The sequence below is a fragment of the Herbaspirillum sp. NPDC101397 genome, assembly GCF_044767325.1.
Lineage (GTDB): Bacteria > Pseudomonadota > Gammaproteobacteria > Burkholderiales > Burkholderiaceae_D > Herbaspirillum.
Map to the genome: position 1 here is coordinate 216,676 of NZ_JBIWNS010000001.1, position 12,403 is coordinate 229,078.

The 12,403-nt window shown below is 63.7% G+C and carries 9 protein-coding genes; all 9 read left to right on the forward strand.

Annotation, left to right across the window (positions count from 1 at the left end; translation table 11 throughout):
• The first annotated feature begins 72 nt into the window (after nt 1-72).
• From ACIROW_RS01045 to ACIROW_RS01085, 9 genes are read left to right on the forward strand one after another with little or no spacing between them, the layout of a single operon-like run.
• Entirely contained in the window at nt 73-411 is a 339-nt protein-coding gene (locus ACIROW_RS01045) for a (2Fe-2S) ferredoxin domain-containing protein (protein ID WP_402270961.1), read from the forward strand.
• The gene (locus ACIROW_RS01050) at nt 404-4,543 is read left to right on the forward strand and encodes a cobaltochelatase subunit CobN (protein ID WP_402270964.1); all 4,140 of its coding nucleotides are present in this window, start codon (nt 404-406) and stop codon (nt 4,541-4,543) included. Before ACIROW_RS01045 ends, ACIROW_RS01050 begins: the two co-directional genes overlap by 8 nt.
• A gap of 1 nt (nt 4,544) precedes the next feature.
• Nucleotides 4,545-6,467, forward strand: coding sequence for a putative cobaltochelatase (locus tag ACIROW_RS01055; protein WP_402270966.1), 1,923 nt, complete (start codon nt 4,545-4,547; stop codon nt 6,465-6,467).
• A gap of 22 nt (nt 6,468-6,489) precedes the next feature.
• Nucleotides 6,490-7,218 (forward strand): cobalt-precorrin-7 (C(5))-methyltransferase, encoded by a 729-nt coding sequence (locus ACIROW_RS01060; RefSeq protein ID WP_402270968.1) that lies wholly within the window; start codon nt 6,490-6,492, stop codon nt 7,216-7,218.
• Nucleotides 7,215-8,837, forward strand: coding sequence for a precorrin-8X methylmutase (locus ACIROW_RS01065; protein WP_402270970.1), 1,623 nt, complete (start codon nt 7,215-7,217; stop codon nt 8,835-8,837). Before ACIROW_RS01060 ends, ACIROW_RS01065 begins: the two co-directional genes overlap by 4 nt.
• Nucleotides 8,824-9,999, forward strand: a complete 1,176-nt coding sequence (gene cbiD, locus ACIROW_RS01070; protein ID WP_402270973.1) for a cobalt-precorrin-5B (C(1))-methyltransferase CbiD — start codon at nt 8,824-8,826, stop codon at nt 9,997-9,999. Before ACIROW_RS01065 ends, cbiD begins: the two co-directional genes overlap by 14 nt.
• Entirely contained in the window at nt 9,996-10,754 is a 759-nt protein-coding gene (gene cobI, locus ACIROW_RS01075) for a precorrin-2 C(20)-methyltransferase (protein ID WP_402270975.1), read from the forward strand. Before cbiD ends, cobI begins: the two co-directional genes overlap by 4 nt.
• Entirely contained in the window at nt 10,751-11,578 is an 828-nt protein-coding gene (cobM, locus tag ACIROW_RS01080) for a precorrin-4 C(11)-methyltransferase (protein ID WP_402270977.1), read from the forward strand. Before cobI ends, cobM begins: the two co-directional genes overlap by 4 nt.
• Nucleotides 11,579-11,580: 2 nt before the next feature.
• Complete coding sequence (locus ACIROW_RS01085; RefSeq protein WP_402270979.1) at nt 11,581-12,390, forward strand: cobalamin biosynthesis protein; 810 nt, start codon at nt 11,581-11,583, stop codon at nt 12,388-12,390.
• Nucleotides 12,391-12,403: the final 13 nt, after the last annotated feature.

The window sequence follows — 12,403 nt, forward strand, 5'->3', positions numbered from 1 at the left end:
AGGTTGTCATTTTGGATGCCGATCCGGTCACTGCAGCCGGATCGGCATTTTGGTTATTAAGAAACTGAACGCATGAGAACCCACCACCGCCACGTCCTGATGTGCACCGGCCCGCGCTGCACCGAAAACGGCGTGCTGGCCGAAGCCATGTTCGCCGTGCTCGGCGAGCAGATCGACGCGCGCCCCGAGCTGCGCGTCAAGCGCACGCGCACCCACTGCATGGTGGCCTGCAAGGCGCAGGCGCCGGTCGTTGTGGTATATCCCGAAGGCGTCTGGTATCGCTGCGAGGATGCCGCCGCGATCGAACGCGTGGTGATCGAGCATCTGGAAGGCGGGCGCGAAGTCACCGACCTGATCTTCCATCGCCTCGGCAGCGGCGACGTCAATCCCGAGGAACCAGAAAATGTCTGACCAGGCAACACAATCCGTCGCTGCAACGTCTGCACGCATTGCCGTATTGACCCATGCGTCCACCGACCTGGCGATCGTGCATCACGCGTTGACGCAATTGCCGGCCGATTTTCCGCCAACCATCGGCATCAACCTGCAAGGCGTAGAAAACGAAACACGCATGAGCGAGTTGTTGCAGAACGAACTGGCCGACGCTGACATCATCGTGCTGCGCATCCTCGGCCGTCTCGGCAGTGTTGCCGGATTTGCCGAACTGCTGCGTCATGCGCAACGTCAGGGACGCCATCTGATTGCGCTCAGCGGCGCCGGTGAGCCCGACGCCGAACTGGCGGCAGTGTCGACTGTCCCGACAGATGTGCTGCGCGAGGCTCTGGCGTATTTCCACGGCGGCGGCAGCGTGAACCTGGCGCAATTTCTACGCTTCGTGTCGGACCGTTTGCTGCTGACCGGATTCGCTTACGAGTCCGCCGTGGCCTTGCCTGATCACGGGATCTATCATCCGGATCTCGAACAGGATGCGGGCATTGCCGACTGGCTTCAGCTCAGACTTAAATCGCGCATTGATGTCGCAGGCCGCCGCAAACCGGCAGTCGGCATCATCTTTTATCGCGCCCACTGGATGAGCGGCAACACGCGCTTCGTCGATGCGCTGGTGACATCGCTGGAGCAACGCGGCATGGACGTGTTGCCGATTTTTACGGCCTCGCTGCGCACTTCGGCAGCGGACTCCGATCTGCCGGCGGCGCTCAGTTATTTCGCGGGAGAGAAGGGCGCACATGTCGACGTCCTGATCAACACCACGTCCTTCGCGATGGGCGAAATCACGCCGGGCGGTCCGACGCCTGCGGGCTGGTCGGTGTCGGTGCTGGAAAAACTCAACGTGCCCGTGCTGCAGGCCATGACCAGCGGCATGACGCAGGAGCAGTGGGAAATCTCGACGCGCGGCATGAACCCGCTCGACGCCGCCATGAACGTGGTGCTGCCCGAGTTCGACGGCCGCATCATCAGCGTGCCGCTGTCGTTCAAGGCGCAGGCGGCGGGCTTGTCCGGCGACGTGGTGGAGTTTCATCCCGTGGCCGACCGCGTTGAACGCATCGCCGGCCTGGCGGCGCGCTTCGCGCGTTTGCGCGCGCTCGACAATGCCGACAAGCGCATCGCCTTCATCTTCACCAACTCCAACAGCAAGGCTTCACAGATCGGCAATGCCGTCGGCCTCGACGCGCCGGCCTCGCTGATGCGCATCCTCGAATCGATGCGCGATGCCGGCTATGCCATCGGCGACTTGCCCGAGAGCGGCAGCGCGCTGATCCATACGCTGGTCGATCGCTGCTCCTACGACAACACCTATCTGACCAGCGAGCAGTTGCAGCACGCCGTCGGCCGCGTGTCGGCAGAGCGCTACGCCGAATGGTTCGCCGAGCTGCCGCACGTCTTGCAGCAAAAGATAGAAGCGCAATGGGGCGCCGCGCCCGGTGTCGCCTACGTCCATGACAATCATCTGGCATTCGCCGGCGTCGAGCTGGGCAACGCCTTCGTCGCCTTGCAGCCGCCGCGTGGTTACGGCATGGATCCGGATGCGATCTACCATCAACCCGACCTGCCGCCGACACATCACTATTACGGCCTGTACCGCTGGCTTAGCGACGAGTGGGGCGCGGACGCCATCGTCCACGTGGGCAAGCATGGCACGCTGGAATGGCTGCCCGGAAAGGGTGTCGGCTTGTCGGAGAATTGCTTCCCCGATGCGTTGCTGGGCGACATGCCGCTGTTCTATCCGTTCATCATCAACGATCCGGGCGAGGGTTCGCAGGCCAAGCGGCGCGGCCACGCGGTCGTGGTCGATCACCTGACGCCGCCGATGACTACCGCCGACAGTTACGGCGCGCTGGCGCAGCTGACGCAACTGGTGGATGAGTACTATCAAGTGGAAGTGCTGGACCCGTCCAAGCTACCGCTGCTGCAGCAGCAGATCTGGGAACTGGTCAAACAGACCAATCTTGACAGCGACCTGCAGATGAAGCTGCTCCATCATGATCACGACCATGACGATGAACATGGACATCACCATCATCACGGCCATGTGCATGGACACGATCACGGTCATGACCACCACGATCACGACCATCCGCACGACCACAGCCATGAGGGCGAATTGCCTGAAGCGCTCAGCGCCATGGGCGGCTCCGACGTCGCCCACCTGATCGAAGACCTCGACGGCTATCTGTGTGAACTCGGTGCCGCGCAGATCCGCGACGGCCTGCACATCCTCGGCCGCGCACCGGATGTGACGCAGATGCCGGACATGCTGGTGTCGTTGACGCGCCTGCCGAACCAGGACATCCCCGGTCTGCAGGAAGAAATGGCGCGCCTGTTCGGCCTCAAGCTCGACATGCTGCTGGAGAACAAGGGCCAGCGCCTCAACGCCGACAGCGCGCTGGCGCGTATCGCCGGCCGCGCCGTGGTCACGCGCGCCGATGCGATCGAAGCCATCGATGATTTGTGCGTGCGGCTGATGCAGGCCTTGCAGGAGCGCGAGTACAGAGCCGGTGCCGTCGACGGCATCTTGCAATCCATGTTCGGCGATCTCAGCATCGACAAGCCGCGCCTGCAAACTGCTTCTTTGCGTCAACCGGGCAGCGTAATCGGCCAGATGAAGATGCAGGCGCGCGCCAGACCTCCGGCCGCAGCCCCGGCGCTTACCAAAGCACCGGCGCCGACAACTGACAAGTTCGCAGCGTTACGTCGTGTCCTCGATTTCACCTGCCGCCAGTTGCTGCCCAACCTGCATCGCGCCGGCGACGAGATCGGCAATCTGCTGCTCGGTTTGGAAGGCGGCTACGTGCCGGCCGGCCCGAGCGGTTCGCCCACGCGCGGCATGGCGCATATCCTGCCGACCGGGCGCAATTTCTATTCGGTCGATCCGCGCAGTGTGCCGTCGCAATCGGCCTGGCGCGTCGGCCAGCAGCTCGCGCGTGAAGTACTGGAACGCCACGTGCGCGAAACTGGCGCACATCCGGAAAGCGTCGCCATCAGCATCTGGGGCACCAGCGCCATGCGCACCCACGGCGACGATGTTGCGCAGATTCTGTGCCTGCTCGGCGTGCGACCGGTATGGCGTCCCGGCAACCGCCAGGTGTTCGGCATCGAGGTGGTGCCGCTGCAGGAACTGCAGCGTCCGCGCATCGACGTCACGACGCGTATCAGCGGATTCTTCCGCGACGCCTTCCCGCAACTGATCGACCTCATCGACGACGCCGTCAACGCCGTGATCGCACTCGATGAGCCGCTCGACCAGAATTTCGTGCGCAAGCATTACCTGCAGGAACTGGGCGACTGGATAGGCAAGGGCCTGGACAAGGATGAGGCGCAAGAGCGCGCCGCCTATCGCATCTTCGGCGCCAAGCCCGGCAGCTACGGCGCCGGCATCCTGCCGCTGATCCAGGAAAAGAACTGGCAGGCCGATGCTGATTTTGCCGAGGCCTATATCAACTGGGGCGGCTACGCCTATGCGCGCAAGCTCGGCGACAAGCAGGGCAGCGACCAGCGCGACGCATTCCGCACGCGCCTGTCGGGCGTGCAAGTGGCCTTGCACAACCAGGACAACCGCGAACACGACATCTTCGACAGCGACGACTACCTGCAATATCACGGCGGCATGATCGCGACGATCCGCGCCCTGACCGGACAGCAGCCGCGTCATTATTTCGGCGACAGCCACGACCCGGCGCGCGCCCAGGTGCGCGATCTGAAGCAGGAGACGCTGCGCGTGTTCCGCTCGCGCGTGGTCAATCCCAAGTGGCTCGACAGCATCCAGCGCCACGGTTACAAGGGTGGTCTGGAGCTGACTGCAACAGTCGACTATCTGTTCGGTTATGACGCCACGGCGCAAGTCATGGACGACTGGATGTACGAGCAACTGGCGCAGACTTACGCCTTCGATTCGGGCATGCAGCGCTTCCTCGAAGAGGCCAATCCCTGGGCCCAGAACGCGATTGCCGAACGCCTGCTAGAAGCGGCCAGCCGCGGCATGTGGGAAGAGCCGCAGGCGCAGACGCTGGAAGACCTGCGCCAGCTTTATCTCAAAAGCGAAACCTTGCTGGAGGCGCGCGGCGAAACCCCGCGTGGAGTCTGATATGAGCGTTCCTCTGTTTCCATTTTCGGCGATCGTCGGGCAGCCGCAACTGAAGAATGCCTTGCTGCTGTGCGCAGTCGATACCACGCTGGGCGGTGTCCTGATTCGCGGCGACAAAGGCACCGCCAAGAGCACCGCCGCGCGCGCCCTGACGGCGGTGTTGCCTCCGGTCGAACGCATCGCCGGCTGCGCCTTCAATTGCCTGCCGGGTCAGCCTGCCGAACATTGTGCTGTCTGCCGGAATGATGCCAAAGCAATCTCGGCGAACGTACCTTTCGTCACGTTGCCGCTGGGTGCGACGGAAGACCGCGTGCTCGGCACGCTCGATCTGCAACGCGCATTGAAGGGCGATCAGAACGCCTTGCAACCGGGTCTGCTGGCCGCGGCGCATCGCGGCATCTTGTACATCGATGAAGTCAATCTGCTGCCGGACCATCTGGTCGACGTGCTGCTCGATGTCGCCGCCATGGGCGTCAATTCGGTGCAACGCGAAGGCCTGTCGGTATCGCATCCGGCCCGCTTCACGCTGATCGGCACGATGAACCTGGAAGAGGGCGACCTGCGTCCGCAACTGCTCGACCGCTTCGGTCTCATGGTCGAAGTCGTCGCGCCGCGCGACAAGAAGTTGCGTGCCGACGTGGTGCGCCGCCGTCTTGCCTACGAAGCCGATCCACCTGCCTATGCTGCGCAGTGGAGTGATGAACAAGACGCTTTGCGCGTGCGTATCGCCGCTGCGCAGACTTTGCTGCCGCAAGTCGTGCTGAGCGATGCCTTGCTCGATCTGATCAGCCATCTGTGCTGCGAATTCGAAGTCGCCAGTCTGCGTGCCGATATTGTTATGCATAAGACTGCGCGTGCATTTGCCGCGCTGGACGGCCGTGCTCAAGTCACGCCGGACGACGTGCGCGCCGCCGCCGAGCTGGTGCTGCCGCATCGCCGTCGCCGCAAGCCCTTCGAGCAGCCCGGGCTGGATCAGGACAAGCTCGATGATCTGATGCAGCAGGCTATGCCACCGGAGCAACAGGAAGGTAATGGCCAGGATCAATCGGATTCTCCTTCCGATAGCAACGATCAATCGGGCGACGGCCAGCAGGTGTTCGCCGCCGCCAACGTCGGTGATGCACGTCAGTTAAAAGTCGACGCCCCTGTGAACAATGTCTCCACGCTCGCCGGCCGCCGCAGCGATACTGCCGATGCCACGCGCGGCCGCATGATCCGCGCGGTACCGGACAGCAACCCGGCCAGCCTGGCCGTCGGCGCCACCTTGCGCAGCGCCGTGTTGCGCAGCGCTGCAGAAGGCACGGAAGAGGGCACGGTGCTGCAATTGCAGACAGGCGATCTGCACGGCAAGGTCAAGGCCGGCAAGACTGCCAACCTGATCCTGTTCGTGGTGGACGCTTCCGGTTCGATGGCTGCGCAGCGCCGCATGGAAGCGGTGAAGGGCGCGGTGCTGGCCCTGCTGACGGACGTCTACCAGCGTCGCGACCAGGTGGCGGTGATCGGTTTCCGCGGCGACAAGGCGTCGCTGCTGCTGGCGCCGACACGCAGCGTCGATCTGGCGGAGCAAGGTTTGCGCGAACTGCCGACCGGTGGCCGCACGCCCTTGCCGCATGCGCTGCAACTGACTTTGCAGACACTGGAACAATCCGCCGGAGTTGCGCCGCCGCTACTGGTTTTGCTCAGTGACGGCAAAGGCAACGTCGCGCTTGAAAGCGGCGGCGATCCCTGGCGCGAGACGCTGGCGCTGGCCGAGCAACTGGCCGCGCGCGGCACTCCCGCCCTGGTACTCGACACCGAAACCGGTTACGTCCGCCTGGGCCGCGCCGCGCAATTGGCGCAGGCGCTCGGCGCCGAATGCATGACGCTGGAAGAACTGACGGCCGACAATCTGGCGCTGACGATTCGCGCCCGCATGGCGCAATAGAGAATTAATCAAGGAACAAGAAATGATCATCTGTATAGGCGCAGGCCCCGGCGATATCGGCTATCTCACTCAACGCGGCGCGGAACTGATTCGCGATGCCGACGTGGTGGCGGGCTTCGACGCCGTCGTCAACGTGGTGCAAAGCATCATCCCGCCGACGGCGCAAGTCATCCTGATGAACTACCGCGACCAGGTCGCCCAGCTCGATCTGGTTGCCGCCGCGCATCATGCCGGCAAGCGCTGCGTGGTGGTGTTCATGGGCGACATCCATTTCAGCGGCTTCCAGTATCTGGAGCGCGTCGAGCGCGCCTGCGGCCATCCGGTCGAGACCTTGCCCGGCATTTCCTCGGCGCAAATCCTGGCCTCGCGCGCCAAGGTCTGCTTCGATGAAACCACCTTCATCACCTTTCATCGCCGCGGCGACCTGACGCCATTCAAGCGCCATCTGGTGCATGTGCTCAATGACGGCCGCAATGCGATTGTGATACCGTGTCCATGGGATGCAGCGCGCTCCTTCATGCCGCGCCATATCGCGGCTTACCTTCTGGAAAACGGTGTGCAGCCCGATCATCCGACCGAAGTCTGGGAAAACCTCACGCGCGGTGAAGCAGAGTGGCACGGCACCCTGGCCGAATGCGTGGACAAGGAGTTCACCGACATGAGCATCATGCTGATTCGCACCCATACGCCCATGGACAGCCAGATCGAGCCGCCACCGGCCGCATCTGCCAAGTCTGCGGAGGCGGCATGAGCGCAGTACCTGCCGATATCGTTAATATTGTTGACGATCAGGCAAGTTACGGTATCGTGATCGCCGGTCACGGCAGTCGCGACGCCGACGCCGTGCGCGAGTTCGAAGCGCTGGTCGACATCGTGCGCGCCCGCGCGCCCGGCCGCGTGGTCACGCACGGCTATCTCGAATTTTCAAGCCCGACCATCAGCGAAGCCGTCGAAGCCAATCTCGCCGCCGGCAGCAAGCAGGTCGCGGTGGTGCCCGGCGTGCTGCTGGCCGCACGCCACGCCAAGAACGACATGCCGGCCGAAGTGCTGGAGCTGGCGCGCAAGCATCCCGAGGTCGATTTCCATTTCGGCGCGGCGATGAACCTGCATCCGCAACTGTTGCAACTGGCGCAGGAACGCATCCTCGCCGCCGAAGCGCAATCATCCCAAACCATCCGCCGCGACGACACTTGCCTGGTGCTGGTCGGGCGCGGCACCACTGACCCCGACGCCAACGGCGAAGTGTCGAAACTCGCACGCATGCTGGAAGAAGGCATGGGCTTCGGCGGCGTCTACGTCTGCTATTCCGGCACCGCCAAGCCGCTGGTCGCCGACGGTTTGCGCGCGGCCGCCTTACTTGGTTTTGCGCGTATCGTGGTGTTGCCGTTCTTCCTGTTCGACGGCGTATTGGTCAAACGCATTTATGCCGCCGCTGATGAAATGCAACAGCGCGAGCCTGGGCTGGAAGTGCTGAAGGCCGGCTATCTCGGCGTGCACCAACACGTCGCCGACGTCCTGCTGGAACGTGCGCGGGACGCCGTTGAAGGCCGCGCGGCCATGAATTGCAGCCTGTGCAAATACCGCGTGCAGATCGTCGGTTTCGAAGAACAGATCGGCGAGCCGCAGCGTGCGCATCATCTGCAGGTGCGTGGCTTGTTAAATCGCGAAACGCTCGCGGCTGAGCCGAAGGTGGAATTCCCACCGTATGTGCCGCATCCGATCGAGAAGGAAAGCTTCGAGATCATCGCCGCCGGTCGCGACTGGTCGATGTTCCCGCCGGCGCACCTGACTGCGTTGCAACGGCTGGTGCATACCAGCGGCGATTTCGATGCCGTTGACGACATCTTTTTTTCAGCCGGTGCGATTGATGCCGGCATCCGCGCCATCCTGCGCTGCAAGCGTGTGGTGACCGACGTGACCATGGTGCAGACCGGCTTGAAACGCGCGCTGGTCGAACAGCTCGGCGTCGAAACCTGGTGCGGCGTGCACGATCGAGAAACACATCTTCTGGCGCAGGCGCAAGGTATCACGCGCTCTGCCGCCGGCGTGCGCCGTGCGTGGGAAAAATTCGGCAACGACATCATCCTCGCCATCGGCGATGCGCCGACCGCAATCGTCGAGACGACGCGCCTGATCCGCGAGCACGGCTGGCGGCCGCAGCTGGTGATCGGTTTGCCGGTCGGCTTCGTCGGTACGCGTGAAAGCAAGGACGAGCTGCGCCGCTGCCTGCAAGTGCCGCGCATCACCAACAGCGGCACACGTGGAGGATCGCCATGGGCGGCGACGGTGGTCAACGCCCTGATGATCGACGCCATCGGACAGGTCATCGCCGCACAGAACGCGGAGTCAACAGTCAATGCAGGAGCTTGAACGCGCCGAATTCGACCTCGCCGTGCCGGCTCCCAATGGCTTGCGGCGCGGCAGGACGACCGGCAGCTGCGCCACCGCAGCGGTCAAGGCGGCGCTGATGATGCTGTTGCGCGACGAGAAGATCGACAAGGCGGAAGTCAGCCTGCCGGACGGCAAGCATTACCTGCTGGTGCCGATACAGGCCGTGCAGCAGCTCGATGGCAAGCGTGTACGTGCAGAGGTATTGAAGGACGGCGGCGACGATCCCGACAACACGCACGGTGCAACGATTTTTGCGGAAGTCGCGCGTAATGATGCGGGAGAAATTCGCTTCAAGGCGGCGTCCGGCGTCGGTACCGCAACCCGGCCCGGCTTGCGCGTGGCGGTCGGTGAACCGGCCATCAATCCGGTGCCGCGCCAGATGATGCGGCTGGCGGTGGCGGAGGTGCTGGCAGAGTTGGGCATGAACGGCGAGGCCGGTTTCGATCTCGCCATCGGTTGCGAAGACGGCCAGAAGATCGCGCAAAAGACTTTCAACCCGCGTCTCGGGATCGTCGGCGGTATTTCGATCCTCGGCACCTCGGGCATCGTCGAACCGATGTCGCTGGCCTCGTGGATCGCGTCGATAGAGGTGTATATCCGCGTGGCGCTGGCCGATGACAGCACGCCCGGCGGCGTGGCGTCTTGCGTAGCGTATCTGCCCGGCAAGATCGGCCGGACGTTTGCGCGGGACGAGCTGGGTCTGCCGGAAGCGCGCTCGGTGCAGATCGCCAATTTCCTCGGCGACGCGCTCGACTTCACGCAAGCGGCGTTGGCCGAGCAGGGTGCGCAGCTGGACGTGTTGTGGCTGGCGGGGCATCCCGGCAAGCTGGCCAAGGTGCTCGACGGCGTCTGGGATACGCATTCGAGCAAGAGCAATATGGCGATGGGCGGTGTGGCCCGGGTGGCGTCGGAACTGGCGGCGGAGCTCGGATTTTCCGCATCGCTGATCGCCGAAATAGAAAGTGCAAATACAGTGGAAGCAGCAATCGAACGTCTGAAGGATGAACCTGGCGCAGTCACTTTGTGGCGCACCATCGAAGCCCGCATTGCGGCGCTGGCGCAGGTGCGTGTGCCGTCGGTGAAGCGCATCGAGGTGCGCCTGTTCGATCTCGACGGCAATTTACTGGGAGGCCGTGCATGAGCGCAAGCAATGAGCAGGGCATGTTCTGGGGCATCGGGGTCGGTCCCGGGCCGGCGGGTTATTTGCCGCTGGCGGCGATGCAGGCCTTGCAGCAGGCCGACCTGATTTACGTGCCGCGCGCCAAAAGCGCCGACACCTCGGTCGCGCTGCAATGCCTGGAAGGTGTCGCCGTCGCGCCGGAACGCCTGCGCGAAGTCGAGTTCAACATGGACCCCGACCGCAACGTGCTGCGCGAGCATTATGCGCAACTGGCGCAGGATATCGCCGTCGAATTGCAGGCCGGGCGCAGCGTCGCCTACCTGACCATCGGCGACACGCTGACGTATTCGACCTACGGTTACATCCTGGCGGCGCTGAAGGATCTGCTGCCGGCATTTCCGCACCGGACTTTCCCCGGCATCACCAGTTATGCGTCGGCGGCCGCGGCGCTGGACTGGCCGCTGGGCGTGGGCAAGGAGCGCACCCTGATCCTGCCGTGCCCGGACGATCCGGCGACATTGCAGCAGGAGATCGACACACATGACATCGTCGTATTGATGAAAATCGGCGCGCGCCTGCCATGGGTGCTGGCGTTGCTGAAAGAAATGGGCATCGCTGAACACTGCGCCTTCGCCCGGCGCATCGGACTGGACGGCGAAGTATTGGCAAACGATTTGCGCGAACTGGAAGCGGGCGACCGGGACCATGCCGTGAGCGGCTACCTGGCGACCATGCTCATTCGCAAGACCGCATTGGAAAAGAGGCATCAAGGATGAAAGTTTACTTTGTAGGCGCCGGCCCCGGCGCTCCCGATCTGATCACGCTGCGCGGCGCCAGGTTGCTCGGTAGCGTGAAGATGGTGTTGTACGCAGGTTCGCTGGTGCCGACCGAGATGCTGCAGCATTGCCGTCCCGACGCCGAGCTGATCGACACCGCCGAGCTCGACCTCGAGCAGCAGCAGGCATGCTACGAGCGCGCCAGGGCGCAGGATCTCGACGTGGTTCGCCTGCACTCGGGCGACCCGGCCATCTACGGCGCGACGGCCGAGCAGATGCGCCGCCTCGAAGCGCTCGGCATTGCCTATGAAGTCGTGCCGGGCGTGTCGTCATTCACTGCGGCGGCGTCAGCCGTGACGGCCGAACTGACCAAGCCGGAAGTATCGCAGACAGTGATCCTGACGCGCGTCTCCGGCCGCGCGTCGGCAGTGCCGGAGCTGGAATCGATTGCGCGCCTGGCCGAACATCAGGCCACCATGTGCATCTTCCTGTCCGGTCCGCATCTGAAAAAGATCGTCACCGACCTGCGCCTGCACTATCCCGAGACCACGCCGGTGACGCTGGTGTATCGCGCCACCTGGCCCGATCAGCGCGTCTATCAGGGCACGCTGGCGACCGTGCTGGAGGAAACCAAACGCGGCGCCTGGAACCTGACCACGATGATGTTGGTCGGTGCGGCGCTGGACAAGGGCCAGCAAGTCGAATCGAGTCTGTATTCCAAGGATTTCACGCATCTGTTCCGTGTGGTGAAGAAAGACAAGAAGAATAAAGACAACAGCGCCGCAGAACCCGTGGAAATTTCCGTCACCGGAGACGAGGTCTGATCATGAACAATTCCCTGCAAAACGCACCATCGACTTCTCTGGGCATCTGGCTGGTGCGAGCGGAGAGCGAAGCATTGGCGGCGCGTCTGCAGGGGCAACTGGGCGGCACGCTGTACCGGCCGTGGCTGAATGCGGGCATTCCGCAGAAGCAGCAGTTCCGCGCATCCTATCGCTCTCAGGGGCAATGGGTCATGCTGGCGGCCAGCGGCGTGGCGGTGCGTTTCCTGGAAGGCCTGCCGCAGGACAAGCTGACCGATCCGGCGGTGGTGCTGCTCGATGAAGCGGGGCGTTTCGCGGTATCGCTGTTGGGCGGTCACGAAGGCGGCGGCAACCGCCTTGCCTATCGCGTCGCCAACGTGGTCGGCGCGGTGCCGGTGGTGACCACTGCGACCGAAGCCTTGAAGCCGCTGGTGCTGGGCATCGGCTGCCGCAAGAACGTGCCGGTGGAAAAAATCGCCGCCGCCGTGACGCACGCATTGGCCTTGGTCGGCCGTCCGCTGAGCGACGTGCGCGAAGTGGCGACCATCGACCTGAAAGCGGAAGAGCCCGGCCTGCTGAGTTTTTGCGCTGCCAATGAATTGCCGCTGCGTGTCATCGCAGCCTCGGACGTCGCTGCACGCGGCTGGGTGACGGCGCCGTCGGAATGGGTGCAGAAGAACGTCGGTGTCGACGGCGTGTGCGAGCCGTGCGCGCTGATCGCCAGTCCGCGCGGCGTACTGGCGCTGCCGAAGACCGCACTGGAAGGCGTGACCGTCGCGATCGTGGAAGACATCGGTTTGCCTGATGTTGAAAGTCAGGCGGATCCGAAATGAATAATATGAAATT

Excerpts from the sequence above, each read along its gene's own strand:
- ACIROW_RS01045 (WP_402270961.1), top strand. The coding sequence starts at position 73 with ATGAGAACCCACCACCGCCACGTCCTGATGTGCACCGGCCCGCGCTGC.
- ACIROW_RS01050 (WP_402270964.1), top strand. The coding sequence starts at position 404 with ATGTCTGACCAGGCAACACAATCCGTCGCTGCAACGTCTGCACGCATT.
- ACIROW_RS01055 (WP_402270966.1), top strand. The coding sequence starts at position 4,545 with ATGAGCGTTCCTCTGTTTCCATTTTCGGCGATCGTCGGGCAGCCGCAA.
- ACIROW_RS01060 (WP_402270968.1), top strand. The coding sequence starts at position 6,490 with ATGATCATCTGTATAGGCGCAGGCCCCGGCGATATCGGCTATCTCACT.
- ACIROW_RS01065 (WP_402270970.1), top strand. The coding sequence starts at position 7,215 with ATGAGCGCAGTACCTGCCGATATCGTTAATATTGTTGACGATCAGGCA.
- cbiD (WP_402270973.1), top strand. The coding sequence starts at position 8,824 with ATGCAGGAGCTTGAACGCGCCGAATTCGACCTCGCCGTGCCGGCTCCC.
- cobI (WP_402270975.1), top strand. The coding sequence starts at position 9,996 with ATGAGCGCAAGCAATGAGCAGGGCATGTTCTGGGGCATCGGGGTCGGT.
- cobM (WP_402270977.1), top strand. The coding sequence starts at position 10,751 with ATGAAAGTTTACTTTGTAGGCGCCGGCCCCGGCGCTCCCGATCTGATC.
- ACIROW_RS01085 (WP_402270979.1), top strand. The coding sequence starts at position 11,581 with ATGAACAATTCCCTGCAAAACGCACCATCGACTTCTCTGGGCATCTGG.